This window comes from Natronomonas pharaonis DSM 2160 (genome assembly GCF_000026045.1).
In the GTDB taxonomy this organism is placed as follows: Archaea; Halobacteriota; Halobacteria; order Halobacteriales; family Haloarculaceae; genus Natronomonas; species Natronomonas pharaonis.
In genome coordinates, this window is the sequence record NC_007426.1 from 1905999 (window position 1) to 1931815 (window position 25817).

The 25817-nt window shown below is 65.9% G+C and carries 28 protein-coding genes; 17 read left to right on the forward strand and 11 right to left on the reverse strand.

Annotated features, from left to right (window positions below):
* The first annotated feature begins 6 nt into the window (after nt 1-6).
* On the forward strand, nt 7-414 hold the full coding sequence (gene tnpA, locus NP_RS09665) for an IS200/IS605-like element ISNph6 family transposase (protein WP_011323663.1): 408 nt from the start codon (nt 7-9) through the stop codon (nt 412-414).
* Nucleotides 415-465: 51 nt separating this feature from the next.
* Here tnpA and NP_RS09670 read toward each other — a convergent pair whose 3' ends face one another.
* Both NP_RS09670 and NP_RS09675 read right to left on the reverse strand, forming a co-directional pair.
* A complete protein-coding gene (locus tag NP_RS09670) occupies nt 466-1137 on the reverse strand; it encodes a cytochrome c biogenesis protein CcdA (protein WP_011323664.1) in 672 nt (223 codons plus the stop codon).
* The gene (locus NP_RS09675; protein WP_011323665.1) at nt 1130-1696 is read right to left on the reverse strand and encodes a TlpA family protein disulfide reductase; all 567 of its coding nucleotides are present in this window, start codon (nt 1694-1696) and stop codon (nt 1130-1132) included. The genes NP_RS09670 and NP_RS09675 overlap by 8 nt, the downstream gene beginning before the upstream one ends.
* A gap of 145 nt (nt 1697-1841) precedes the next feature.
* On the opposite strand from NP_RS09675, the gene NP_RS09680 reads away from it, so the two are divergent.
* The 9 genes from NP_RS09680 (at nt 1842) to NP_RS09720 (ending at nt 11948) form a co-directional block, all read left to right on the forward strand.
* Nucleotides 1842-3722, forward strand: a complete 1881-nt coding sequence (locus tag NP_RS09680) for a NosD domain-containing protein (RefSeq protein ID WP_011323666.1) — start codon at nt 1842-1844, stop codon at nt 3720-3722.
* Entirely contained in the window at nt 3719-4465 is a 747-nt protein-coding gene (locus tag NP_RS09685) for an ABC transporter ATP-binding protein (protein ID WP_011323667.1), read from the forward strand. Before NP_RS09680 ends, NP_RS09685 begins: the two co-directional genes overlap by 4 nt.
* Nucleotides 4462-5337 carry an ABC transporter permease gene (locus tag NP_RS09690; protein ID WP_011323668.1) on the forward strand — a complete coding sequence of 292 codons (876 nt, stop codon included), beginning with the start codon at nt 4462-4464 and terminating at the stop codon, nt 5335-5337. The genes NP_RS09685 and NP_RS09690 overlap by 4 nt, the downstream gene beginning before the upstream one ends.
* A gap of 120 nt (nt 5338-5457) precedes the next feature.
* Nucleotides 5458-7434, forward strand: coding sequence for a NosD domain-containing protein (locus NP_RS09695; protein ID WP_198408088.1), 1977 nt, complete (start codon nt 5458-5460; stop codon nt 7432-7434).
* Nucleotides 7431-8165, forward strand: a complete 735-nt coding sequence (locus NP_RS09700) for an ABC transporter ATP-binding protein (protein ID WP_011323670.1) — start codon at nt 7431-7433, stop codon at nt 8163-8165. The genes NP_RS09695 and NP_RS09700 overlap by 4 nt, the downstream gene beginning before the upstream one ends.
* Entirely contained in the window at nt 8162-9037 is an 876-nt protein-coding gene (locus NP_RS09705; protein ID WP_011323671.1) for an ABC transporter permease, read from the forward strand. Before NP_RS09700 ends, NP_RS09705 begins: the two co-directional genes overlap by 4 nt.
* Before the next feature lie 69 nt (nt 9038-9106).
* Nucleotides 9107-10042: an extracellular solute-binding protein gene (locus NP_RS09710; RefSeq protein WP_011323672.1), complete on the forward strand. Its 936-nt coding sequence runs from the start codon at nt 9107-9109 to the stop codon at nt 10040-10042.
* On the forward strand, nt 10039-10848 hold the full coding sequence (locus NP_RS09715) for an ABC transporter permease (protein WP_011323673.1): 810 nt from the start codon (nt 10039-10041) through the stop codon (nt 10846-10848). The genes NP_RS09710 and NP_RS09715 overlap by 4 nt, the downstream gene beginning before the upstream one ends.
* Nucleotides 10845-11948 (forward strand): ABC transporter ATP-binding protein, encoded by a 1104-nt coding sequence (locus NP_RS09720; protein WP_011323674.1) that lies wholly within the window; start codon nt 10845-10847, stop codon nt 11946-11948. Before NP_RS09715 ends, NP_RS09720 begins: the two co-directional genes overlap by 4 nt.
* On the opposite strand, the gene NP_RS09725 is transcribed toward NP_RS09720, so the two are convergent.
* Both NP_RS09725 and NP_RS09730 read right to left on the reverse strand, forming a co-directional pair.
* Nucleotides 11923-12522: a nitrous oxide reductase accessory protein NosL gene (locus tag NP_RS09725; protein ID WP_011323675.1), complete on the reverse strand. Its 600-nt coding sequence runs from the start codon at nt 12520-12522 to the stop codon at nt 11923-11925. The genes NP_RS09720 and NP_RS09725 overlap by 26 nt on opposite strands.
* A 60-nt stretch (nt 12523-12582) precedes the next feature.
* The gene (locus NP_RS09730; protein WP_011323676.1) at nt 12583-13092 is read right to left on the reverse strand and encodes a winged helix-turn-helix transcriptional regulator; all 510 of its coding nucleotides are present in this window, start codon (nt 13090-13092) and stop codon (nt 12583-12585) included.
* 117 nt (nt 13093-13209) lie between these two features.
* Between NP_RS09730 and NP_RS09735 the strand changes: the two genes are divergently transcribed.
* Nucleotides 13210-13554, forward strand: a complete 345-nt coding sequence (locus NP_RS09735) for a DUF7471 family protein (protein WP_011323677.1) — start codon at nt 13210-13212, stop codon at nt 13552-13554.
* Between the two features lie 51 nt (nt 13555-13605).
* The gene (gene purM, locus NP_RS09740) at nt 13606-14589 is read left to right on the forward strand and encodes a phosphoribosylformylglycinamidine cyclo-ligase (protein ID WP_011323678.1); all 984 of its coding nucleotides are present in this window, start codon (nt 13606-13608) and stop codon (nt 14587-14589) included.
* A gap of 132 nt (nt 14590-14721) precedes the next feature.
* Here the strand turns inward: purM and NP_RS09745 are convergent, their stop codons facing one another.
* From NP_RS09745 to NP_RS09770, 7 genes are all read right to left on the reverse strand, one after another.
* On the reverse strand, nt 14722-15306 hold the full coding sequence (locus tag NP_RS09745; protein WP_011323679.1) for a hypothetical protein: 585 nt from the start codon (nt 15304-15306) through the stop codon (nt 14722-14724).
* Nucleotides 15303-16337, reverse strand: a complete 1035-nt coding sequence (locus tag NP_RS09750) for an MBL fold metallo-hydrolase (protein WP_011323680.1) — start codon at nt 16335-16337, stop codon at nt 15303-15305. The genes NP_RS09745 and NP_RS09750 overlap by 4 nt, the downstream gene beginning before the upstream one ends.
* Nucleotides 16334-16627 carry a ubiquitin-like small modifier protein 1 gene (locus tag NP_RS09755; protein WP_011323681.1) on the reverse strand — a complete coding sequence of 98 codons (294 nt, stop codon included), beginning with the start codon at nt 16625-16627 and terminating at the stop codon, nt 16334-16336. Before NP_RS09755 ends, NP_RS09750 begins: the two co-directional genes overlap by 4 nt.
* A gap of 80 nt (nt 16628-16707) precedes the next feature.
* Nucleotides 16708-17319 carry a VOC family protein gene (locus NP_RS09760; RefSeq protein ID WP_011323682.1) on the reverse strand — a complete coding sequence of 204 codons (612 nt, stop codon included), beginning with the start codon at nt 17317-17319 and terminating at the stop codon, nt 16708-16710.
* Nucleotides 17320-17399: 80 nt separating this feature from the next.
* On the reverse strand, nt 17400-17531 hold the full coding sequence (locus tag NP_RS15110; protein WP_269764009.1) for a hypothetical protein: 132 nt from the start codon (nt 17529-17531) through the stop codon (nt 17400-17402).
* A gap of 56 nt (nt 17532-17587) precedes the next feature.
* Nucleotides 17588-18175, reverse strand: a complete 588-nt coding sequence (locus tag NP_RS09765) for a uracil-DNA glycosylase family protein (protein ID WP_011323683.1) — start codon at nt 18173-18175, stop codon at nt 17588-17590.
* Nucleotides 18176-18256: 81 nt separating this feature from the next.
* Nucleotides 18257-18754: a halocyanin domain-containing protein gene (locus tag NP_RS09770; protein WP_011323684.1), complete on the reverse strand. Its 498-nt coding sequence runs from the start codon at nt 18752-18754 to the stop codon at nt 18257-18259.
* Between the two features lie 147 nt (nt 18755-18901).
* Here NP_RS09770 and NP_RS09775 point away from each other — a divergent pair, with 147 nt between their 5' ends.
* From NP_RS09775 to NP_RS09795, 5 genes are read left to right on the forward strand one after another with little or no spacing between them, the layout of a single operon-like run.
* Nucleotides 18902-20437: a cryptochrome/photolyase family protein gene (locus NP_RS09775; protein ID WP_011323685.1), complete on the forward strand. Its 1536-nt coding sequence runs from the start codon at nt 18902-18904 to the stop codon at nt 20435-20437.
* A 53-nt stretch (nt 20438-20490) separates the two neighbouring features.
* A complete protein-coding gene (locus NP_RS09780; RefSeq protein ID WP_011323686.1) occupies nt 20491-21993 on the forward strand; it encodes an AMP phosphorylase in 1503 nt (500 codons plus the stop codon).
* A 41-nt stretch (nt 21994-22034) separates the two neighbouring features.
* Nucleotides 22035-23312, forward strand: coding sequence for a Single-stranded DNA binding protein (locus tag NP_RS09785; protein ID WP_011323687.1), 1278 nt, complete (start codon nt 22035-22037; stop codon nt 23310-23312).
* On the forward strand, nt 23309-25072 hold the full coding sequence (locus tag NP_RS09790) for a hypothetical protein (protein ID WP_011323688.1): 1764 nt from the start codon (nt 23309-23311) through the stop codon (nt 25070-25072). The genes NP_RS09785 and NP_RS09790 overlap by 4 nt, the downstream gene beginning before the upstream one ends.
* Nucleotides 25073-25807, forward strand: coding sequence for a metallophosphoesterase (locus NP_RS09795; RefSeq protein WP_011323689.1), 735 nt, complete (start codon nt 25073-25075; stop codon nt 25805-25807). It abuts the gene before it with no gap.
* Nucleotides 25808-25817: the final 10 nt, after the last annotated feature.

A 25817-nucleotide genomic window follows, 5' to 3' on the forward strand; every position in this document is an offset into this window, starting at 1 on the left:
TTAGGGATGGAAGAATACCGTAGTCATGCACATTCAGTTAGTTCCTGCAAGTATCACTTCGTCTGGTGTCGCAAGTATCGCCATCAAATTCTCAACGCAGTTGAAGACGATGTTCGAGAATTGTTTGATGAGACTGCTGACCACTTCGGACACGAAATTCTGGCGTTGGAGATTGCGGACGACCACGTACACCTGTTCGTGCAAACAGACTCAAAGTACAGCCCTGCGAACATCGCTCGGCAGTTCAAGTCGTACTCTGGAAAGCACTTGCTGGAACGGTATCCCGAAATTCGAGAGTCGTATTTTTGGGGTGGCGGATTTTGGAAGGTCGGATACTACGTGGGAACGACGGGAGCAGTGTCGGAGGAAGTGGTTGAACGGTATATCGAAGAAACGGAACACGCGCCGGAGTGACGCGCTTCACCCCCGCCCACAGTGGGGCGGGGAACTCGCGCTGCTTTTCGTTTAGAACCCGCCGTAGTCCGAGGCTGCCAACAGCAGCTGACCGATGCCGGCGGCGACGAGCAGGACGCCGGCGATCTGTTTGCTGTGTCGCATGAGCCAGCCTGTCCGGTCTTCCCACGTGTCGACGCCGACAGCGATAGCGACTGTCGCCAGCGTCAACAGTCCGGCCGTTGCGCCGCCGTATGCGCCGACGACAAGCGTCGCCTCGGGAGCGGGCAACGCCAGTCCCTGCACGAGCACCGAAAGGAACACCGGGGCCAGACAGGCAACCGCTGCGAGCCCGTAGCCCGCCCCGAACACCCAAAAGCCGAGCACGCTCGCGCGGCGTTTCGGCAGCGGAACCGAGACGGGCGAGGAGACGCCCGAAAGCACCGCAACACCGGCGAGCAGGAAGACCACGCCGACAAGCGGCTCAAAGACGCTGATGTACTCCAACTGCGAGCCGTCGACGAAGACGGCAGCCGCTGAAATGACGGCAACGACCGAGAAGACGCCAAGCCCGGCCGCCGCGCCGCGAGCGGCGACGCCGGCAAGCGGCGCGTCCGTCTCCTGCTGGGCGACGTAGAACCCGACGTAGCCGGGCAACAGCGGGTACGAACACGGGGCGAAAAACGTCATGACACCGGCCGCGAACGCCCAGCCGACCGTCCCGCCGAGCGCCCAGTCAAGCATTGTCGGCGACGGTAGCGGCTTCAGCAACGAGGGCGTCCGTATCGACGTGGCCGGAATCGGACCACACCACCTCGCCATCAGCGTCGACGAGGACGACGGACGGAATACCGATGACGCTGAACTGGTTCATCACCTGACTGTCAGGGTCGAGGCCGAGCGACCATGCACCGTCGTGTTCTCGCCACCAGTCGGCGACTTCCGCACGGGAAACCGACCGGCCGACGACCTCGCCGGTCAGCGAGAGGAACGGTACTTGGTCGCCAACTTCGGCGTGGGCGGCCGTGAGGTCGCTCATTTCTCGGCTACAGGAGCTACACCACGTCGCGAAGAACGTCACGACGAGGGGGTACTCCTCTTCAAGCACGAGGGACCCGGCTTCGCTCCCGGGGGCGTCGATAGTCTCGATTTGTGCCGGTACACCACCGCTCCCGTCGCCGTCTTCATCACCCGCAGCGTTACCGACGGAGTCACCCGCTGTGGGTCCACGACGGGCCGCCCAGCCGCCGACGGCGAGGGTAGCTGCGCCAGCGAGTCCGCCGAGCACCGTCCGGCGTTGCATACCCTCCGCTAGCGGCCCCGGCATCATAGGTGCCGTGGTACGCCGTTCGAAAGCGGCAAGGAATTCGGCAGACGGCAGCCCGTCAGCGCGGCTGGTTCGAGGCACGAACCAGACAGCATATTGCCGGACACCCTGTAGCCCGATTATGAACATCCGCGTCGCGGTCGCGGTCGTGTGCTGTCTGCTGGCGCTCGGCGGTGGCGCCTCGTTTTTTGTCTCACCGGCCGACTCAGCGCCCGGTCCGACGGAGTTCGACCGGACTGTCGCTATCGGGCTGACACTGGAAGAACAGCGCGGCGTCGCCGACGAGCAGTTCCTTCCGCGAGCGCAGGTCGCCTACTCGCAGTACCCATACATCGTCGGGTATCGCGGCCTCGGAACGGCTGCCAACGATGTCGATGATTCGCTCGTCCGGCAGCAGTTCGGATATCCGCAGGCGGTCCACATCGAGACGGTGCCGGACGATGTCGATATCGACGACGACGGCGCGCTCGTCGCCGCCGGATTCGGCCGATGGACGCCGGCCGACGAGACGTTCTTCGCGGTCAATACCGGCGCGGAAACGCCATCAGGACCGACCCCGGTTCCCTTCGCCGACCGTGCCGACGCCGAGGCGTTTGTCACCGAACACGGCGGCGAGATACGCACGTGGGACGACCGGGCAACCTTCGCCGCGTCGGACCCCGGCGGCGAGGCGGCTAAAGAGCGCGTCGACAGACAGCAACGGCTGGCCGACGAGAACGTCTCCGCTGCGATGGAGCTACTCGACCGGCCGGTCGAGATAGTCGTCGGCGACGACGAGCCGACGTTGCAGGACGCCATCGACGCCGCACCCGCCGGGACGGCCATCGAGTTGCCGCCCGGAACGTACGACGGCCCCGTCGAAATCGACCGGCCGGTCACGCTCGTCGGCGAGAACGCGACCGTCGTCGGCGACGACAACAGCACTGTCATCACTATCGAGGCCGACGAGGTCGCCGTCTCCGGCCTCTCGATAGCCGGTATCGGCGACTCACTGCGGGCCGACGAGGTCGATGCCGAGGGCTGGGACCGACGAACGGAGGAGGCCTACGGCTACTCCGACGCCGGCATCACTGTCGCCGAAGCCGACCGCATCCTCGTCGAGGGTGTCGACATGGAGACGCCGGCCTCGGGCGTTGTCTTCCGCGACTCGGCCGAAAGCGTCGTCGCCAACAGCAGCGTCGACGGGGCCGAAGAGTGGGCTGACGGATTCATGGGTGTCGTCGCAATGCGGTCGCCGCTCGTCGTGCAGGATTCGACGTTCACCGAAGGACGGGATGGTGTCTACACTCACCGCGCTGAGGGGGTCACTGTCCGCGATAATCACTTCGTCGAGGGGCGGTTCGGTGTCCATCTGATGTACACCTCCGACGCGCTCGTCGACAACAACTGCGCGGTCAGCCAAGAGCTCTCCGGCGTGGTCGTGATGACGAGCCCCGCGGGGACTGCAATCACGAACAACGTCGTTGTCGATACGGCACAGGGGGTTCCGACCAGCGGCTCCGACGCATACATCGGCGGCAACGTCATCGCCGACACCGAACAGGCGCTCAGCACCAGCGCCCGGAACTCGCTGTACACCGAGAACACGATTGTCGGCAACGAGGTCGGAATGCGTGCCTCGTCAGTGTTCCCGACGAGTACTGTCGTCAGAAACGACTTCGCCGACAACGACCGGCATGTCAGAGCGACAACCGGCCCGCTGCGGGTCTGGAGCGACGGCGACGAAGGGAACTACTGGGAGGGCGCTGCGGGGCTCGACCGCCGGTACACGCCGACAGACCCCGTCGACGAGCGGCTCCACCGGACTGACGCCGCGCGGACGCTCTCCGATGCCCCGGTCGTGCGGGGGCTCAGAACGCTTCGCGGCTCGGTGCCCGGAATGCGCGGCGAGAGCGTCGTCGACGCCGCGCCACGGAGCCACCCGGTCAACGAGACGCGAATCGAGACTGCGCGCGCACTTGCGGATGGCACGGCGACGGCGGAGGAGGTGTGCGGCGTATGAGCGACGGCCCCGAAACGCCGACCGACGGCCCCGTGCTGACCGCCGATGGCGTCTCGAAGTCGTTCGGCCCGGTCGACGTACTCTCGGACATCTCCTGTGTCATCCCTGCTGAGGAGGTTGTCGCCATCATCGGCCCGAACGGCAGCGGCAAGACGACGCTGTTGCGGACGCTCGTCGGCGACCTCCGACCGACCGCCGGCGAGGTCACCTACCACGGCCCGTCAGTCGACCGGCCCATCGGCTATCTGCCGCAACGAGCCACATTCCGGTCCGGCTTCAGCTGTGCGGAGACGCTTTCGTTCTACGGGTCGTTCGTCGATGGCCCCGACCCGGCGACGCTGCTGGAACGCGTCGGCCTCGAAGGGGCAGCCGACCGGAACGTCGAAGCCCTCTCCGGCGGGATGCGACGGCTGCTCGGCATCGCACAGGCGATGGTTGGCGACCCGCCGCTCGTCGTCCTCGACGAGCCGGCCAGCGGCCTCGACCCGAACATGAGTGCCAGCGTCTTCGAGACCGCCGGCGAGATGGCCGGCGGCGGAACGACCGTACTGCTCAGCTCACACGACATGTCGCTGGTCGAGGCGGTCGCCGACACCGTGCTGGTTGTCTCACAGGGCGATGTCGTCGCCAGCGGCGCGGTCGCGGAGCTGTACGACCGATTTGAGGTGTCGTCGCTGCGCGGTGTCATCGGGTCGGTCGTCGATGACAGCGACCGCGTCGCGGTGCTGGGGGGTGACGCATGAGCCGCCACCGTGCTTTCGGGGCGGTCGCCTGGCGAGAGCTCCAAACGGTCGTCCGGACCCGGACCTACGCCCTGCTGTCGGTCGGGCTTGCGGTCGTCTTCGTGCAACTGCTCCGGTCAGGCGGTGGGGTCGAGATGGGCTATGTGCCAGCCGCTGTCGACCTGCTCTTGGCACTGGAACTGCTAGTTCCGCTCGTGGCCGTCGCGCTCGGCTATCGGGCGTTCACCGGCGACAACGACGACCTCTCGGTGCTACGGACGTACCCGGTCTCCCGGTCGTCGCTCGTTGCTGGTGTCTTCGTCGGCCGGTTCCTCGGCCTCGCCGCCATCGTCGGTGCGCCGCTTTTGCTCGTCGCCGGGATGGTCGCCCGTGCCGGGGGGCCGACCTCGCGGGTGTTCGCGACACACCGCGGCGTCGACTCGCCGGTGCTTTTCATCCGCTTCATCGCGCTCACGCTGCTTTTCGGCGCGGTCGTGCTGGCGATGGCGATGGCCGTGTCGGTCATCGTTCGCTCCGGCCGGGCGGCGCTGGTGTTGGCGCTTGCGGTGCTCGTCGTCGTCGTTGCCGGCGGGGACCTGCTAGCACTGGCGGGGCTTTCCGCCGGCATCATCGGCGACGACATGCTAGCCTCGGTGCTGGGCGCAAGCCCCAACAGCGCCTACCGGGGGCTCGTTCTGGACCTCGTTGTTGGCGTAGCAACCGACCAAGCGGGGGCGATAGCGGTACCGGCTGCCGTCGCCGGGCTGGCGACGTGGCTCGGTGGGAGCCTCCTCATCGTCGCCGCCGGGCTGCACCGCCAGCCGGCCTCGCGCCTCCGAAACGCTATCCGGTCAGCTATCGAGCGGGCCCGGACCACCATCGTCGGGCGCTGATTCGGGGAGCGGGGACATCGGTACCACGGTGGGTTCTGACAATCGTTCGAACGCCGCACCAGATTACCCAAGACGGTCGCACACGAACGTTTGCCCGTGAGGCAGACGTACGCGGTCGGTGTGGCTCTCGCTGTTGCCGTGGTCGCAGTGGCGCTTGGTGGCCTCTTTGTCGCCGACTTCGGCTCTGCGACCCCGGAGCCAGCCGACTTCGATGAGACGGTGACGGTCGGGCTGGCACTCGAAGACGAGTTCAGACTGGAAGACAAAGAAGACATCAACGTCGCACTCCCGCGCGTACAGGTCTTCTACTCGCAGTATCCGTACGCAGTCGGCTACTACGGCGTCGGCACGTTCGTCGAGACCCAGCGGCAACCCGCCCACGAACAGCGGTTCGGCTATCCGACGGTGACATACGTTACCGACTACGCCGGCCACGACATCGAGTTGACCGAACGCGGCGAGCCGGTCATCGAAGACCGGCTGGTGACCGGTTGGGTGCCCGCCGACTCGGCCGTCTACGTCGTCGGAAGCGAGGCGGAGACGCCGGGCGGCGAGGCGGTACTGCCATTCAGCGACCGCGACGACGCCGCAGCCTACGCCGACGAGCACGGCGGCGAAGTCGTCGACTGGGAGACGATACTGGACCGGTCGTTCGACATCGACGATGCGGCCACAGTCAGAGACCGTGTCGACGACCAAGCACGGGCTGCCGATGCGACAGTCACAAACCGGACGGCGCTGCTCGACCGGCCGGTCGAAACGGTCGTTGGCGAGGACGAGCCGACACTACAGGCCGCTATCGACGCTGCACCGCCCGAAACGACGGTGCACGTGCCGCCAGGAACGTACGACGGCCCCGTCGAAGTCGACGCGCCGATAACCGTCCGAGGGGAAGCGGCGTCCGTTCACGGCGACGGCAACGGGACCGTCGTGACGGTTAGTGCCTCCGACGCCGCCGTGTCCGGATTGAATATCTCCGGTGTCGGCACGGGGACGCCAGGGCCGACCGTCACCGGGGCACACGCCCACGGCGTCTCAGAGGGCGGCGGCCACGACCACGGCGCTGACGACGAGGACAGCACGTGGGATGCTGGCATCGAAGACGACTACGCCGTCGGCGACGCTGGCATCGCCGTCAACGTCTCCGAGGATGCCCTCATTGCAGATACGGAAATCCGAACGCCCGCTGCGGGTATCATTCTCCGTAACGCGCCGGGAACCGTCGTTCGGAACGTGAGCGTCGTCGGCAACGAAAGCTTCCAGCAGGGTCACATGGGCCTTGTCGCGATGCGGTCGCCGGGCGTCTTCGAGAACTCGACGTTTGCTCGGGGGCTCGATGGCGTCTACACCCACCGAGCCGACGGCGCGGTCATCCGCGACAACGAGATGACCGGAAACCGGATGGGTGTCCACACGATGTTCTCCTCTGGTGTGCTCCTCGCTGACAACACCATCACCGACCAGCAAAGCGCTGGCATCTACGTGATGACCGGTCCCCAACGGAACGGTATCGTCGGCAACGAGATATCCGACACGCCGATGGGTATCAACATCGGCGGCACCGACACCTACGTCGCCGACAACGTCCTCGTCGAAAACGACCTCGGGTTCCGGCTCGAAGCGACGGCGTCGATAATCGAACGGAACGTCGTCGCCGACAACCGCGACGGCGCGGAGGCGTGGTCGCTGCTACCGACGAACCGCGTTACGCACAACGACTTCGTCGGCAACGAACGCCACATCACAGTCAGCAGCGGCCCGCTGCGGGTCTGGACCCACGACGGACGCGGGAACTACTGGGAGGGGGCAGTCGGCCCGACCGACGGGACGGTCATCGAACGGCCCTACACGCCCACCGGCGAGGTCGACAGCCTCCTGCATCAGTCAGACGGCGCACCGGCGTTAGCTCAGGCCCCCGCGACCGACGCCTTGGCCGGCTTCGAGGGCTCGATGCCCGGCATGCGAGCAAACGAAATCGTCGATACCGCGCCGCTTTGTTCGCCGGCCAACGAGGCGTGGTTCGAACAGAACGACCGGACGAACCTGCAGCCGGTCTGCCGCGCCGACAGCGAGACCGGAACACATCCGAATCCATGACCGACGAGACACCGATACTACGCATCTCCGACCTCGAACACGCATACGGTAGCATCGACGTACTCGACGGCGTCTCTCTCGATATCGACGCCGGCGAAGTGACCGCCATCATCGGCCCGAACGGCTCGGGCAAGACGACGCTCATTCGAGGCATAGTCGGCCTTCACGAGCCGACCAGCGGTACCGTCGAGTACACCGGTCCCGAGACGACCCGCCCCATCGGCTACCTTCAGCAGCGGCCGGCGTTCCGGCCGGGCGAGACGGTCGAACAGACGCTTTCGTTTTATGCGTCGCTGGTCGGCGAGACAGATGCCGACGTCGCCGACCGACTCGAACAGGTCGGCCTCTCGGCGGCCAGCGACCGCGACGTCGACGCACTTTCCGGCGGGATGACGCGGCTCGTCGGTATTGCGCAGGCGACAATCGGTTCGCCGCCGGTGGTCGTCCTCGACGAGCCGGCCAGCGGCCTCGACCCGGGGATGAGCGTCCGCATCTTCGAGGTCGCCGCCGAACTCGCTGATGCGGGAACGGCCGTGTTGCTGACCTCACACGACCTCTCGCTCGTTGAACGGACAGCCGACCACGTCGCACTGCTCGATGCGGGCGAGATAGCCGAGTCGGGGCCGCCGGAGGCGATTCGAGAGACGGTTGGAGCCGACTCGCTGCTGTCGGCCTTCGAGGACGCGATTACCGGCGACGCAGGCACCGTCACAGTACGGGGGGAGCCATGAGCACGCCGACAGACACTGCCAACACAGCTGTCTCGGAGGCCGAAACGCGCCCGGAGACACCGACAACGGCAGCGATACTGCGGGCGCTCGTCAGCCGTGAACTCTCGACAGCCGTATTGCGGCGGTCGACGCTGCTGCTTTGGGTCGGCTTTCTCGGCGTCCTGCTGGGCATCGCGTGGTTCGGCGGCGGCATGCAGGTCGGCTATATCGCGACGGTTATCGACCTCTTGACGCCGCTGGAACTGCTCGTGCCGGTTATCGCGATGGCGCTCGGCTACCGGGCCATCCTCAGCGACGAACGGCGCGGTGAACTCGATGTGCTCAAGACGTACCCGGTTGCCTCGTGGCAGGTCGTCGCCGGTGTCTACGTCGGCCGTGCGGTCGGCCTCGTCGCCCTCGTGGGGTCGTCGCTACTGTTTTTGCTATATCCGATTTTCCTCACCGATGCTCACCAGTCGCTGTTTTATGCGACACACACCGGCGCGGACTCCGTCTGGCTGTATCTCCGGTTCGTCGTACTCACCGTCGGCTTTGCGCTGGTGCTTTTGGCGGTTGCAATCGCCATCTCGTCGCTTGTCGGCTCGACACGGAGTGCCGTCACCGCCGCCGGTCTCGGACTCTTCGTGTTGCTCTTCGGGGCGGACCTCGCGCTCGTCTACGGCCTCTCCCGCGGCTTTGTCGACCCGTCGTCGCTTGCGAGCTCGCTGGCGATAAGTCCGCTCAGCGCGTACCGCAGCCTCGTTATCGAGACGACAGTCACCGTGACAGCCGGGACGGGTCCGCAGACGGCGTCGCCGGTCGCCGCAGCGATTGGTCTCCTCGCGTGGGGTGTGGGGTCGCTTGCGGTCGCCGCTGCGGCGATTCGCCGCTGAGGACGTAACTTCCCACAGTTACGGATTTACCGAAAGGTAATCGTTTTACCCAATCGTACGCACACGCTGATGGTTTCGAACGGGACGGAAGCGTCGTGTTCGCGCCGGTCGGTGTTGGCTGCGGTTGGCACCGGCATCGCCGGCGGAGTGGCGGGCTGTCTCGACTCGTCGGCGTCCGTCTCCGTGCTCGCGGCCGGCAGCCTCGCACAGACCGTCGAACACCACGTCGGCCCGGCCTTCGAGTCGGAGACCGACACCGCCGTTCACGGCGAGTACTACGGCTCGAACGCGCTGTTGCGGATGGTCGAAGACCGCATGAAAACGCCCGATGTCGTCGTCAGCGCTGATGCGACGCTGCTCCGCGACCGGCTCTACGACGAGTATGTCTCCGGCGATGTCGAGTTCGCGACGAACGTCCTCGGCATCTGCTATGCGCCATCGACGGAACTCGGCGAGCGGCTCGATGCCGGCGAGCCGTGGTACGAGCCGGTCCGGGACGCCGACGACGGCGCGGTCGCCATCACAGAACCAGACCTCGACCCGCTCGGCTACCGGGCACTTCTGGCGTTCGAACTCGCCGAACGGAAACACGGGCTCGATGGATTCCGTGACACCGTCGGCGAGGCCGTCTACCGTGAGCCGGAGGAACCGCAGTTGCTGGCCGGCGTCGCGGCCGGCAACCGTGCGGCGGCAATCTCATACCGGAACATGGCGGTCGACCACGACCTTCCGTTCCGGTCGTTCCCGCCGGCGTACAACTTCGCCGACCCGGCCTACGCCGACGACTACGCGACTGTTTCATTTGTCACCGACGACGGGTACGAGGTCGTCGGTCGGCCGATAGTCTACAACGCTGCCATCCCGGACGATGCTGATAACCCCGATGCGGCCGAGTCGCTCGTCTCGTTTCTCGCAACGTCGCCGTCGCTGCTTGAGACAGCCGGGCTGTCGGTTCCGGAACCGTATCCACAGACGGCTGGCGCGGAACCGGGTGTCGACCTATGAACGACGACGACCGCTCACCGGGGATGCTGTCGGGGGGGCTGGTCGTGCCCGGGCTGCTCGGCGGGCTGCTCGTCGTGTACTTTCTTTTGCCGTTTGTCGCGTTTCTGTCCCGTGCCGGCAGTGTCGATGTCGTCGCACACCTCTCGTCGCCGGCCGCCAGAAGGGCCGTTCGGAACTCGCTTCTGACAGCTCCGGTGGCGACAGCCATCGCGACTGGCCTCGGCGTTCCACTAGCATATCTGCTCGCCCGCGGCTCGTTCCGCGGCAAGCGGCTGCTTGAAGCCGCCGTCGTACTTCCGCTCGTAGCTCCGCCGGTCGTCGGTGGCGTGATGCTCCTGACGGCCGTCGGGCAGTTCACACCGCTGGGACGCGTCGCCGCCAGCCTCGGCGTCCCGCTGACTGACAGCTTGCTCGGCGTCGTGCTCGCACAGCTGTTTGTCGCCGCACCGTTTGTCATCCTCACTGCCCGTGCCGGATTTGCGGCCATCGACGAACGGCTCGAACAGGCGTCCCGGTCGCTCGGCTACGGGCCGATAGCGACCTTCTGGCGCGTTTCGCTGCCGCTGGCCAGTGGTGCCATCGTCGTCGGCGTTACGCTGACGTTCGTCCGGGCGGTCGGCGAGTTCGGCGCGACCATGATGGTCGCGAACAACCCGCGGACGATGCCGACACAGATATGGGTCGATTTCGTCGCCGGAAACATCGACGGCATCGTCCCGCTGACGCTTGCGCTGCTTGCGGTCACGCTCGCTGTCGTCTTCATTGTCCAGCGACTCGGCCGTACGCCGGCGGTGGTTGATGCATGACACTGGAACTTGACGGCGTCTCCTACCGGTACGGAGACACCGACGTGCTGGCGTCTGTCGACCTTCGGCTCGACGACGGCGAGTCAGCCGCAGTGCTCGGACCAAGCGGCTGCGGGAAGACGACGCTCGTCCAGCTTGTCGCCGGCCACCTCCGGCCGACAGCGGGGCGTATCCGCCTCGACGGCGACGATGTGACTGCCGACCCACCGGAAGAGCGGGATGTCGGCGTCGTGTTTCAGGAGTCGACGCTGTTTCCGCATCTGACGGTCGCCGAAAACGTCGGCTACGGACTCACAGCCGCGGACGTTCCCGACGACCGGCGGCAGCGCCGCGTCGACGAGTTGCTCGAACTCGTCGGGCTCGATGACAGACGCGACGCCGCCCCATCGTCGCTCAGCGGCGGCGAAAAGCGGCGCATCGAACTCGCACGGGCGCTTGCACCTCGTCCCGACGTGCTCGTCCTCGACGAGCCGCTGTCGGCACTGGACAGACAGCTCAAAGGCAGGCTCCGTCGGGATGTCGACCGGCTGCGGCGGGAGACCGATGTCACGATGCTCGTCGTGACACACGACCAGCCGACCGCGACGGCGCTTTCCGACCGGCTCGCGGTCCTCCACGAGGGGCAGTTTACGGGCGTCGGGACGCCAACAGCCCTCCGGGAAGACCCGCCGTCGGCGTTTGTCGCCTCCTTTGTCGGCCGCGAAAACGTCGTCGAGGCGACGGTTCGCAGTCGCCAGCCGCCGGAACTGTCGGTCTGTGGCCGCCGGCTCCGGCTTGCGGAGCTACCCGACGAATGCGGGTCGGAGGAGGAGGAGGAGGAGGTGGCCTGCTGTATTCCGCCGGATGCGATTGAGCTGACCGTCGACGGAGATGAACCGGCCGAGGAGCGGCCGACGGCGCTTCGGCTACAGGGCGCCGTCGACCACGTCGCAGAACTCGGCCGTGAATACAGTGTCTTCGTGCGGCTACAGAACGATGAAACGCTCCGCGTCGAGCAGCGGCAGTCGCCGCCGGTCGGTGCGTCGGTGCGGCTTGCGGTTGAACGCTCTGCCATCCGGCTGTTTGCCGACCTTCCTACATCCCCATGCCAAGGCCGGTAAGCACTTCCCGAGTGACCTCGTCGTGGGCCAGCAGTTCCCCGCCGTGCTCGCTCTGAAACGCCTCGGCGTCGTCGGGGTCGCTGAACCCGATAAGCGAGCCGCCCATCGCACCTTCGGCGTCGCTGTCTGCGACGAACGTCAGGTCGTGGAGGTCGGCGAATGCGTCGGCTTCGAGATGTGCACTGATGACCGTCACGCCGTTGTCATCTCGGAGGGTATAATCGACAGTTGAGTAGTCGGTCCCGTAGGAGATAGCCGGCTCGTGGCCGCGTTCTTCTTCTTCGAGGATGAACTGATAGGCACACGTCGAGCTACAGAACCATGCAGCGCCGTCGTCTCTGTCGTCCGGCAACGACCGCGGCGCGTCGTCGCCGTAGAACGCCTGCCCGACGGGGCCGGGGTGCATCTCGATTAGCATATCACAGGTATCACACGCCTGCCCATCGTCGAGCGACACTGGGTCCGGGCCGTCCCGGTCGCCATCGAGGCAGCCAGCAACGGCACCGATGCCGCCGGCAACGGCCGACACGAGTACCGTTCGACGCGAGAGACTACCGCTCTGGTCAGGTGACATGCGTTTCCCTACGTGGACGATACCGATAGAACGTCTGGTGTAGCCGTCGAAACGGGGCGACTACGGTTCCAAGAGCGAGTCGACAAGCCGGGAGAACCGGTCGACGAGGCGGTCCGGAAGCGTCGGGTCGATTTCGACCAACAGTTCCCGGAGTAGCTCCGGTTCGGTCACGTGGACGCGCACCGAGCGACCTTCGTACTGCTTTTCGGCGAGTTCACAGTCGACGAGATTCGAGAGATGCCATTCGACGGTGCTCCGAGCGATGTCGGCCTCGGTGGCGAGGTCGTCGGGAGCCATCGGCCCCTCATCGAGCAGCAACACGACGAGCTCGCGGGTGGTTTCTCGGCGAAGCAACGCGAAGCCGGCCTGTTCGTGCTCGGAGTAGCCCAGCGGGAAGTAGTGGGTCCGACCACAGAGCTCCATGCTCGTCAGCCGGTTTTCACGAAGCAGCTTTCTGATATGGTATTGGGTCTGCCCCGTCGCGATGTCGAGTTCCCGGCTGATGGCGTTGAAGTGGACACCGGGGTTCGACTCGACGTGGGATTTCACCCTGGCTCTCGTGTCGCTCATCTTGTTCTATGCCGGAGCTTTCGATTCCCTTCGTATAAGTAGTCGGCCGTTTCTCAGCAGTTGGGACACGGGCGGAAGTGTAGGTTCTTTTCGGGGCTTCGGTATAATACCTACACGATGCTTACGTCCCAACTGTCCGTTGCCGACCCGTGGTGGGGTGTCGAGGGGTCGATGCTGATTCTCGGCGTCATCCTGCTGGCGGCGCTCGGGACCGCAGTGTTGTTTCTCATCAGCCTCGCCGCCTACCTCCAGCGGCGGACGCTTCAGTACGGCCTCATCACAGTCGCCATCGGACTGTTGCTGTTGCGGTCCGTTGTCGGAGCCGGGACTGCGCTCGGCCGCGTGCCGATGCCGGTGCATCACCTCGTCGAGCACGGCCTCGATTTCGCTATCGCCGGACTGCTTCTGTTTGCCATCTATATAAGCTACTCCTCGACGGGCAGCGACCCGGAGCAGCTCTAGGCCGCGCCACCAACCGACGCGTTTTTGCTCCGCTCGGCCACCGGTTCGAACATGACCGAAGACGACTCCGAGGCGGAGGGGCTCACGTACGCTGAGACGGGCGTCGACATCGAAGCCAGCGAGGCCGCGACCGCGGCACTGCTCGGCGCTGTCGAGGACTTCGAGGGCGACTACGCCGGGCTCGTGGACATCGGCGACCGGTACTTGGCGCTCGCGACCGACGGCGTCGGGACGAAACTGCTTGTCGCGGAGGCGCTCGATGACTACTCAACCATCGGCATCGACTGTATCGCGATGAACGCCAACGACCTCATCGCGACCGGAGTGACGCCCGTCGCGTTCGTCGACTACCTGGCTGTCGAAACACCCGACGACGAGACGGCAGAACAGGTTGGGGAGGGGCTCTCGGAGGGGGCCGAGCGGGCCGAAATCGCGCTCCTCGGTGGCGAAACGGCCGTCATGCCCGATGTAATCCGCGGGCTCGACCTCGCTGGAGCCTGTGTGGGACTGGCGACAGAAGACGAGCTGTTCGACGGTGAGGCTGCCGCCGGGGATTATCTTGTCGGGCTGCCCTCCTCCGGTATCCATTCCAACGGACTCACGCTCGCACGCGAGGCGGTAACGCAGCGACACGACTACACCGACCCGTTCCCGTACGACGACGACCGAACCATCGGGGAGGTGCTGCTGGAGCCGACACGCATCTACCGGGAGGTACTCGGACCGCTCCATGCGGCAGAGACACACGCCGCAGCCCACGTCACCGGCGGTGGCTGGACGAACCTCTCACGGATGGGCGAGTACCGGTACGTCATCGAAGACCCATTCGAGCCGCAGCCGGTCTTCGAGTTCGTCCAAGAGGAAGGCTCGGTCGACGACGAGGAGATGCACCGAACGTTCAACATGGGAACCGGGTTCGTCGCGGCGCTGCCGGCAGACGACGCCGAGGCGGTCGTCGAGGAGCTTTCGGACGCCCGAATCATCGGCCGGGTCGAGGACGGCGATGCCGTCGAGATACGGGGCCTCGAACTGTAGCGAACAGGCGGCGCTGCTGTCGGCCGACCCTCGCCCCGCGCTCCCGCCTTGGGGGCCGGCCGTTATCGGTTAGGTCACACCGCGGTTGGTCCCGTCCCGGTATTTAAACCCGAGGTGGAAGAGCGGTCGGAGCTACTCGCCGAGCTTATCCCTTGCGCGTTCGACAGTGTCGGCGACGGTAATCCGGTCTTCGTATCCGCCCCGTTCGAGCCACTCGTCGGCGTCGTACCCACGCAGGTCGATGGCGTAGTAGGTCCAGGCTTCATCGGCGGTGAGCCCGTCGGCCCACAGCGCGTTCACCACCGCCTCGACGAGCCGCTGCCCGGCCAGCGCCGACTGCGGCTTCCGGACGACAAGCGGGTCGGTGCCGTCGAAATCGCGGTCGGTCAACCGCTTTGCGGCCTGATGGTGGATGACGCGCAGTATCGTCCGTTCGACCTGGTTGTACAACTGAACGGCATCGAGTAGCTGCGTCCATCTGGTCCGTTCGGGGTCCTCAAAGACGACCAGCGAGCCGGTATCGCGGGCGACAGACAAAGTGTCCTCCCGGATTGCGGTCGTGTACTCGTCCCACTCGTCTTCGAGTGTTTCCTGCAGCGTCGCCAGCAGTTCGCGGGCGTCGGAGATTGTCAGCGCGTCCGGGTGTTCCGGGTCATCGTAGTGGTTGATGACGGCCTGTATTTCCTCGTCGGTAAAGTGTGCGGCCGGTGTCGTCATGACATCTCCTCCGTTCGTGTGCCCGCCACGTCCGGGAACAGGGGGTCGAGTTCCGGGTCCGACACAACGAGCTCGAACGTTCCGTCCGACTCGGTGACGACGCGTGCCTCCGAGAGATGGTCTAGATGGGCGAAGGCTTCGCCGGGGCCGTGGAGCACGTGAATCCCTGAAAGCGAGCCGAACAGCTCAGCGCTTACCTCCCACGGCGTCGCCGGCCCCGACCGAAGGACCGACACCACCCGCTCGGTGCGCTCACGGTGGTGGGCGACGATGTCGGCGGCACGTCCCGTCGGGTCGATTATCGGACCGCGGTGGCCGGGCCACGCGCGGCTGTACTCGCGCTCGATGATACCGGCGAGGGTATCGAGATATGCCGCGAGCGCGCCGTCGACGCGCAGGTCCGCGCCGCCGACGTTGGGCGTGTAGTACGGCAGGAGTGCGTCCCCGCTGAAAAGCTCCGTCCCGTCCCGCCCCTCAAAGGCATAGCCTGCGAGTCCGGCAGCGTGGCCGGGCATGTGGACAGCCTCCAGCGTGACGCTTCCGAGGTCGAATCGCTCACCGCCGTCGAATGTCGTCACTGTCGGCGGCCGGCCGCCGATACCGTCCGTTGCGTCGAGAAACCGCAACAGTTCGGTCTGCTTTGCGTCCGGCATCCCCCAGCGGTCGATGGTCACCCGAAGCCGCTCCGACTGGGCGGCCATCGCCGCCGAATCCTGCTCGACAAGTGGCGCGTCGGCCTCGTGGACATAAACCGTACAGCCGCTTTCGGCCTGTATCTCGCCGGCCAGCCCCGCGTGGTCGGAGTGGTGATGGGTGAGGAACACCCGCTCGATGTCGGCGACAGAGAGGCCCTGCCGGTCGAGGCCGTCCCGGAGCTGCTGTTCCGTTGTCGGCTCGGCAACGCCCGTGTCGATGAGCGTTGTCGTCGCCTCCGGCTCGGTGCCGAGTACGTAGCTGCTGTTGTTGCCCTCGAAGGCGGTGTTACCGAGCGAGAGAACGCCCAGTTCGAACGGCAGCGCCGGGTCGGTCATCGGTTCCCCCCGCCGCCGGCGAGCCCCGGCGCAAGCATGAGCCGGTCACCGTCCGAAAGCTGCCGGTCCCGTCGTGGCTCTCCGGTGACGGGGTCGCCGTTGACGGCCACCGCGACGTTCGACCGGATGCGGCCGTCGCTGCCGAAGACCAGCGGACCGAGCGACTCGTAGTCGTCGGCGAGCGCCTCAAGAACCGCTCCGAGCGTCTGGTCGTCGCCGAACTGCCTGGTGACAGACGACCCGTCGGCGGCATCCCGGAGCGTCCCGTGGAACTCGACGGTCAGTTGCATACCCGTGGTGGTTGCTCCGGCGGCCAAAACGTTTCGCCTGCCGGCAGCCGGTCCGGGCAGATGGCTGTCGCCGTTGCTGGCTATTCGACCCCCGCGCCGGTCGGAGCCGACCCTTCAAACCGGGGCTCGGAATCGAGTCCGAGTTCCGAAAGCGCCGCCTGCATGTGCTCGTCGTCGACGTAGCCAGCGCCGGCCTCGACCCGCTTTTCGTGGGCCAAGGCGAGTACCTCGCCCCGCCGCTCCGGTGGGAAGTCGTACTTCTCGACGACCAACTCGACGACGAGGCCGCTCGGGTCCTGTGTGTACAGCGAGTGGAATGCTCCGCGGTCGAACTCGTTGAATCCGTAGCCGGCGTCATCAAGCGCCGTCTTCGTTTCCTCGAAGGAGTCGGGAGCGATACTGAACGCCAAGTGGTGGACGTTGCCGGCCCCGCGGTACGGCCGTGGTGAACGGCCCTCGCCGACGAAGAACGTGAGAATCCGGCCGTCACCCGTGTCGAAAAACAGGTGGGTAAGCTCCGGCGCATCGAGGTTCGGCTGTTCGAGCACCAGCGGCATTCCGAGCAGGTCTCGATAGAAGGCGATTGTGCTCGCCGCGTCGCCGCCCATAACCGTCATGTGGTCCGTGCCGATGGTGTGAACCGGGCTTTCGGGCGGCGCAGCCGTAACGTCGTGCTCTGGGGTGTGTTCCATACCGGCTATAGAATCCGCTGGCGGAAATACCCCAGTCGTCGCCGGTGTTACCCGGTGACAGAAGGGTTACCGCGTCGACGTCACGGAGCAGTGGCGGTGAAACTGTACCAGACGAGAGCGGCCGACAGCATGACGACAAGCAGCCACGCGATGCCGACGAGTACCCACTTGCTCGTGAGACCGTTCCGGCGGGCGCGCGGTGTTGCTGCCATGGGAACCACCTCAGCGGAGATACGAGCGGAGAAATAAAAACTCCAGTGTCGGCCGCTCACCCAACAGTCGTTGCGACGCCTTTCGTCTGCCTGTAGTCGCTGTTCAGCAGCGCTGTCAACCGCTCGACGAGCGCGGCTTCCTCGGCGTCAGTCCACGTTGCCGGGTCGGCGACGGGGACGACCAGAAACCCTCGGCCGCGAATTTCCTCGGCGTGTAGCTTGGCGGCGTCAGCCGGAAGCTTGCGGGCCTGTGTCGTGTACGCTTCGAGGACGTACTCCAGCGGGTCGTCGCCGACAGGGAGTAAAATATGTGCGTTCAGCGCCCGGAGCTCGGCGTCAGCATACCGTTCAAGCTCCGCCGCCGGGCCGGGAGAAAGGCAGAGATACGAGAGATAGCAGTTGGTCAGTGTCGGTGCGTCGCTGTAGGCGGCGGCGGCGAAACCAGTCGCATGGAGGACGCGCTGAAGCCGGACGCCGGCCAGCGAGCCGGTAAACGGGACGCCGGTCTCCCGGCCGCCGTGCCTTTCGGCATCGGCTCCGAGGACGTGGAAGTCGGCGTTTGCGTCGCCGTAACCGTAGACAGCCGGCTCGTCGGGGGCCGACATCCCGAAGGGATTCGAGACACGGTCGGTAACTCGCTCCACACCGGTCGGTAGCGAGCGGTAGTATAAAAGTCAAAAGGTGTGGGGCGTTCGGCCCCCGTCGATGAGTGGTACGAAGAGCGATTACTCGACGATGACAGCGCCGTACATGCCCTGCGCACGGTGGGGCGTACAGACGTAGAGCGCAACGCCTTCCTCGTCGAAGGTTACCTCGAACGTGTGGCCTTCCTCGTCGACGCGGTCGCTCTCGAACTCGAAGTCGCTGCCGGGTTCGTCAACGACGTTGTGTGCGCCACCCTCGCCGGTCCACTCGAAGACGACGGTCGTGCCGGCATCGACGCGAACCGCGGCGGGGTCGAACGCGAAGCCGTTGTTACCGGCACCGGTCGCGACGACGACCTCGTCCTGACCCGTCTCATCGGTGATGTCGCCATCATACATGAGGGCGTCGTTGTCGGTCAGGAACTGGTCGGCACGGCCTTCCGGCGTGTCGGGTTCGCCGTTGCCGTTACCGTTACCGTTGCCGTTGCCATTGCCGTTGCCGTTACAGCCTGCGAGCGTTGCCGCCGCGACCGTTGCACCGGTCCCGAGTACGAAGCGGCGTCGACTGATGTCTTTCATGTGCAATATTACTGTATGTGCCGAGGAAACATAAAATTCCTTTGAGCCGTGCCAACGGCTCACGCTCCATTTTCCGGGATAAACCCGAAGAGCAAAGTCGGCGGAGATTTTTGGTTCAGTGGGTCATACGTTCGGACGAGCGATTCGATGACTGTTCTCGTCCTCGGCGACTGTTTGACCGAATTCGGTCCGCTTGCGTCGGATGCCCGGAGCACCGACGAGCGCGTGCTGTGTATCGAAGCCCGCGCCTTCGCCCGTCGCAAGCCGTACCACCCACACAAACTGACGCTCGTCTTCAGCGCGATGCGGCACTTTCGCGACCGGCTGCGGGAGGCGGGATACACCGTTGACTACCGGCGGGTCGAAACGTTCGCCGAGGGTCTCGACGCCCATTTTGCGGCACATCCGGAGGACCACATCGTCACGGTCCGGCGGACGGCCCACGGGGCGACCGACCGGCTACAGCGGCTCGTTGCGAACCGTGGTGGGACTGTCGAGTTCGTCGCTGACCCGCGGTTCCACTGCTCGCGGGAGGAGTTCGACGCGTGGGCCGACGGCGACCCGCCGTATCGACACGAGTCGTTTTACCGCCACATGCGCCGCGAAACCGGCTATCTGATGGACGGCGACGAGCCCGTCGGCGGCGAGTGGAACTTCGACGATGAAAACCGCGAGTTCCCTGGCCCGGAGTACGTACCCCCGGAACCGCCACAGTTCGAGCCCGACGAGACGACCCGCGAGGTCCGCGAGTGGGTCGACGCGACCTTCGGCGAAGACGGCTACGACGACGCGCCGTACGGCGGCGCATGGGCCGACCCGGAGCCGTTCAGTTGGCCAGTGACACGCGAGGGGGCGCTTCAAGCACTGGAGGCGTTCATCGAGGAGCGCCTCCCGACGTTCGGCCCGTACCAAGATGCCATGCTCGGCGATGAGTGGGCTATGAACCACGCGCTGCTGTCATCGAGTCTCAATCTCGGGTTACTGTCCCCGAGTGAGGTCATCGAGGCGGCGCTTGCGGCCTTCGAGGAGGGGTCGGTGTCGATAGCGAGCGTCGAGGGGTTCCTCCGACAGGTGCTCGGCTGGCGGGAGTTCGTGCGACACGCCTACCGACGGACGCCGGGAATGGCGGCGGCAAACCAACTCGGCGCGGCGGAGCCGCTCCCGGAGTTCTTCTGGACCGGCGACACCGACATGGCCTGTGTTGCCGACGCTGTTGATGGTGTCCGAACGCGCGGCTACGCCCACCACATCGAGCGGCTGATGGTGCTTTCGAACTTCGCGACGCTGTACGGCGTCGAGCCGTCGCGGCTCAACGAGTGGTTCCACGCCGCCTTCGTCGACGCCTACCACTGGGTAACGACGCCGAACGTCGTCGGGATGGGGACGTTCGGCACCGACACGCTCTCGACGAAGCCCTACGTCGCTTCGGCAAACTACATCGACCGGATGAGCGACCACTGCTCGGGCTGTCCCTACTACAAGACGAAGACGACCGGCGACGGCGCGTGTCCGTTCAACGCACTCTACTGGGACTTTCTGGGCCGCAACGAGTCACAGCTTCGGTCGAACCATCGGATGGGGCTGGTCTACTCCCATTACGACGACAAAAGCGACGGCGAGCGGGAAGCCATCGCCGACCGGGCTGAAACGTTGCGACAGCGGGCGCGAAACGGGACGCTGTGAATCGCGCTGTGCTCAACCCCGCCGGTTAACTCGCTTGCGCTCCAGCCCCGCGTATGGAACTGACCGTCGAGCCGATAGACATCGGTACAGAGCGGCCGGTCGTGTTGCTTAATTGCGCCGATGCGGAAACGCTCGGCGTCCACTCTCTGGACCGCGTCGAAATCGACTGGGACGGAACAACCGAGGTTGGTATCGTGAAGGTGACTGACGAACTGGTCGCGGCGGGACGAATCGGAGCGAGCCATGGGTTTCCGGAGATAACCGACGGGACCGTCGTCGCGGTTACCCCAGCCGGACAGCCCGAGTCGGTCGAGAGCATCCGCCGGAAGCTCGATGGCCGCGAGCTTGACAGCGACGAGCTCGGCGCTATCGTCGCAGATATCGAGGCCGACCGCCTCTCGGATTTGGAGCTGTCCGCGTACGTCTGTGCCAGCCACGCAAACGGGCTCTCGCTTGAGGAGACAAAGCAGCTCACAGAGCGGATGGCCGAGGTCGGCAAGCAGTTGTCGTGGGAGCAGCCGGTCGTCGCCGACAAACACTCCATCGGAGGCGTCGCCGGCAACCGGGTCACGCCTGTCGTCGTCGCTATCGTCGCCGCAGCCGGATTGACGATTCCGAAGACGTCCTCACGAGCGGTCACTTCGCCGGCCGGAACCGCCGATACGATGGAGGTCTTCTGTCCAGTGGAGTTCTCTCGGGAGGAAATCCGTGATATCGTTACCGAAACGGGGGGCTGTCTCGTGTGGGGCGGGGCTGTCGACCTCTCACCGGTCGATGACAAGGTTATCCGCGCCCAGCGGCCGCTGTCGCTGGACCCGCCGGGGCAGGTCATCGCGTCGGTACTCTCGAAAAAGCAGTCGGCCGGCTCCTCGCACATCGTCGTCGACATCCCGTACGGAGCCGGGGCGAAAGTCACGAGCCTCAGTGAGGCGCGCGACCTCGCCGACGATTTCCGACGTGTCGGCGACCACCTCGGGCTGACAATCGAATGTGCGCTCACCCGCGGCTCCGACCCCATCGGACACGGCATCGGCCCGGTGTTGGAGGCCCGCGACGTGCTCGCCGTTCTCGAAGGCGAAGGGCCGGAGCCACTGCGCATCAAGAGCCTCCGGCTGGCGGACATCATCTTCGATATGGCCCGCGAGGCGGGTATGCCGGTCGACGACCGGTCGGCCGCCGACATCCTCGATTCGGGGGCGGCACTGTCGAAGTTCCGCGATATCGTCGCTGTGCAGGGTGGAGACCCGGACGTATCAAGAGACGACCTCCAGCCGGGCGATAGAACAGAGACGGTCACAGCCGACACTGACGGCCTCGTAGTCGATGTCGACAATCAGGCCGTGAGTCAGCTTGCGCGGCGGGCCGGTGCGCCGAACGACCACGGGGCCGGCGTCGTCATCCACCGTCGAACTGGCGACAAAGCCGTTGCGGGAGACGTACTCTACACCATACACGCAGAAAGCAGCGACCGGCTTGAAGCCGCTCGTGAATACGCCGCAGGGGACGAAATCGTCCGCGTCGGCGGCCGCGACGAGGCACTCGTAGAGCGACGCTAACGCCCAGAAGCTTTTCCTGCCGGCCGTCCAAGGCTACGGCGATGAGTCTCGACGACGCTGCCGAGGACCTTGCCTCCAGCCTCGGTGTTGATAAAGCGGAGGTCAAAGAAGACCTAGAAAAGCTCGTCTCCTACTCGGTGCCGATGGACGAGGCCAAACAGAGCCTCAGGCGCAAGTACGGTGACGAAGGCTCGACCGGCGGCGGGGCCGACGACGCCCCGACGACCGACATCGAAGAAATAACGACCGACGACGACCGGGTGACTGTGACCGCCCGCGTGCTCACTGTCGGCAAGCGGTCGATTCGCTACGACGGCGACGACCAGACGATTTTCGAGGGCGAACTCGCCGACGGAACCGGTCGCATCTCCTACACCGCATGGACTGATTTCTCGCTGACACCGGGCGATACCGTCACCGTCGGCAACGCCGGCGTCCGAGAGTGGGACGGCAACCCTGAGTTGAATCTCGGGCAATCGACGACCGTAACGCTCGAAGAGGAGCCGCTTTCCGTCCCTTACGATGTCGGCGGTCAGCGCAACCTCATCGACCTCGAACCCGGCGACCGCGGCCGAACGGTCGAGGTACGCGTTCTGGAGGTCGAGCAGAAGACCATCGACGGCCGGGACGGCGAAACGGAGATTCTCGACGGCGTTTTCGGCGACGAGACATCGCGACTGCCGTTTACTGACTGGGACCCCCACGACGCAATCGAAGCCGGCACATCGGTCAGGCTCGAAGACGTATACGTCGACGAGTTCCGCGGTGTCCCGTCGGTCAACGTCACTGCGTTCACGACCGTCGAGGCAATCCCGGAGGTCGCAGTCAGCGACGAAGCAACGGCGATGTCCGTCCAAGAGGCCGTCGACGCTGGCGGCGTCTACGATGTCGAACTCACGGGCAACATCATCGAGGTCCGTGATGGTTCTGGCCTCATTCAGCGATGCCCGGAGTGTGGCCGCGTTGTCCAAAACGACCAGTGCCGCAGCCACGGAAAAGTCGACCCCGAAGACGACCTGCGGGTCAAGGCCATCCTCGACGACGGCACCGACTCAGTGACGGTCATCCTCGGCCGAGAACTGACCGAGGAGGTCTACGGAGGCACTCTCACGGACGCGCTGGAAGCAGCCCGCGACGAGATGGACCGTGGCGTCGTCGCCGACGACATCGCCGAGACGCTTGCGGGCCGCGAGTACCGCGTCCGGGGGTCGCTGTCGGTCGACGAGTACGGCGCGAACCTCGATGCAACCGACTTCGAGGAAAGCGGCGGTGACCCGGCGAGCCGTGCCGAACGCTTCCTCGCGGAGGTGGGCCGATGAGCAGTTCCGGCCCGGGGCGTCGTGAGGTGGCCTACCGGCTCTTTGCGGCCGAGTTCGACGACGCCGAGTTTTCCTACAGCGAAAGCGACGAAGAGCGAGCGCCGAACTACGTCGTCACGCCAACGGGCGCGCGCGTAAACCGGCTGTTCGCGGTCGGCGTTCTCACCGAAGTCGAGGACGTAAACCCCGAGATGGTCCGCGGCCGCGTCGTCGACCCGACAGGCGCGTTCGTCACCTATGCCGGCCAATACCAGCCGGACGAGCTCGCCTTCCTCGAACGCACCGACCCCCCGACGTTCCTCGCGCTCTCCGGCAAAGCCCGCACCTACGAGCCGGAGGACGGCGACCGCGTTTTCACCTCGGTCCGGCCGGAGTCGATAAGCGAAGTCGATGCCGACACCCGCGACCGATGGGTCATCACCGCCGCCGAGCGAACGCTCGACCGCATCGGCATCGTTGCCTCGGCCATCGAGGCCGACCTCGCGGGCGACCAGCTACGGGCGGCACTGGAGGCCGATGGCGTCGACGAGCGCCTCGCCGATGGCGTCGCGCTCGCGTTAGACCACTACGGCACGACGCCCGACTACCTCGATGCGCTCCGGGAGTTGGCTGTCGATGCCGTCCGCGTCGTCGCCGGTGAACGCGACGAGGTCGGCCGCCTCGATATCGCTCCCGGCGAGGGCGGCGGCGACGCCACCGCGCTCGCGGCACTTGATTTGTCCGGTGCGCCATCCCCCGAGACAGCGGCCGCGGCGGCCGGCATCGGCGATGCGGACGACGCCGGAGCGGGAGTCGAGGCCGAACCAGAACCGGAGACTGAGACGGAGACCGACACGGAGCCCGCCGGGGCCAGCGACTCCGAGCCGGCTGAAACGACGGGAACGGATGACGCACTGAGTGGCGACGGCCGCGATGCGACGGGTGTCGACGAGCCCCTCGCGGGTTCCGACGAGGCTGCCACGGCGAGTGACGGACCCGAGACGACGACCCCGGCTGACGAGCCGACGGCGGATACCGCTGAACGCTCGGCCACCGACGCCCTTGATGAGTCACCGACAGCCGAGGCTGCCCCGGCCGCCGGCTCGGAGCCCGGCGCAGTCGATACCGAGCCGCCGTCCGCTGGCGACGCTGGGCTCGATGAGAGCGATGCTGAAGCCGATAGCCCCGACGACGACTTCGACCCCGGTGAGTTCGACCTTGACGAGGAGGAACGCGAGGAAATCAAAGAGGAGTTCGGCACCGAGTTCTCGACGGCCGACGAAGTCGAGCCAGCAGACATCGAGCCGGAAGCCGGAGACGGAGCCGACGACGCCGAACCGGGGCAGGAATCAAGCTCAGAGTCGGAGCCTGAACCAGAGCCGGGGCTGGAGGCAGAGTCCGAACCCGAACCGGAGGTGGAGACGGAATCTGAACCCGAACCGGAGGTGGAGACGGAATCTGAACCCGAACCGGGGGTGGAGACGGAGCCGGAAGCTGCCGACACCGGCGAGTCAGCCGCTGCCGACGACTTGCCGGGCGACGCGGACGGTGAAACCGGCGTTGACGACGGGGGTACGGCTGACGATGTCGACCTCGAAGCCGCCGTCTCAGAGGCGATGGCGTCGCTGGACGACGGCGATGGAGCCGCCCGCGAGGAACTCGTGTCGACGGTCGCCGACGAGCAAGGTGTCTCGGCCGACGCCGTCGAAGACACCATCCAGGAGATGCTGATGGGCGGTCGCTGTTATGAGCCGCAGGACGGTGTGTTGAAGCCAATCTGAATGCTCGAACCGGTCTTCGGCGAGCCGCTTGCGGTCGCCGACTGCGGCCCTGAGCGAGTGCTCGTCGTCGCCGACTACCACGCCGGTATCGAAGTCGGGCTCCGAGCGGACGGCGTCGAACTCCGGAGTGCGGCCGAAAAGCGCCGCAAGCGGTTGCTGTCGGCAATCGAATCCGAGCTGGTCGACCGCTGTCTCTTCCTCGGCGACCTCGGAGACAGCATCGGGTCGCCATCGCGGACCGAGCGCGCCGAGCTCAGGGAGCTCCTGTCTGCGGTCACCGACCACGTTCCGGTGACGGTGACGAAGGGCAACCACGACGGCGGTATCGAATCGATTACGGAGGCTTTCGACGCCGTGAATGTCGTCGACGGTCGCGGGACGACCATCGGCAGTGTCGGCTTCTGCCACGGCCACACGTGGCCGTCGGCGTCCGTTATCGGGGCCGACGTTGTGGTCGTCGGCCACGAGCATCCGCTCGTTCGCTTAGAAGACGAAGTCGGCGGCGGTCGCACCGAGCGCGTCTGGCTTCGGGGGCGAATCGACCCCGCTGGGTTCCCCGACAACGATACTGTCGGCGACCGGCTTGTCGTCTGTCCGGCGTTCAACGAACGCTCCGGCGGGACCAGAATTAACGAACGCGACGAGTTCCTATCGCCGTTTCTCCCCGATGGGCTGGCTGACGGCGACGCCTACCTGCTCGACGGGACGCGGCTGGGTCCCTACCGGGATGTCTGAGGCGGCCGGC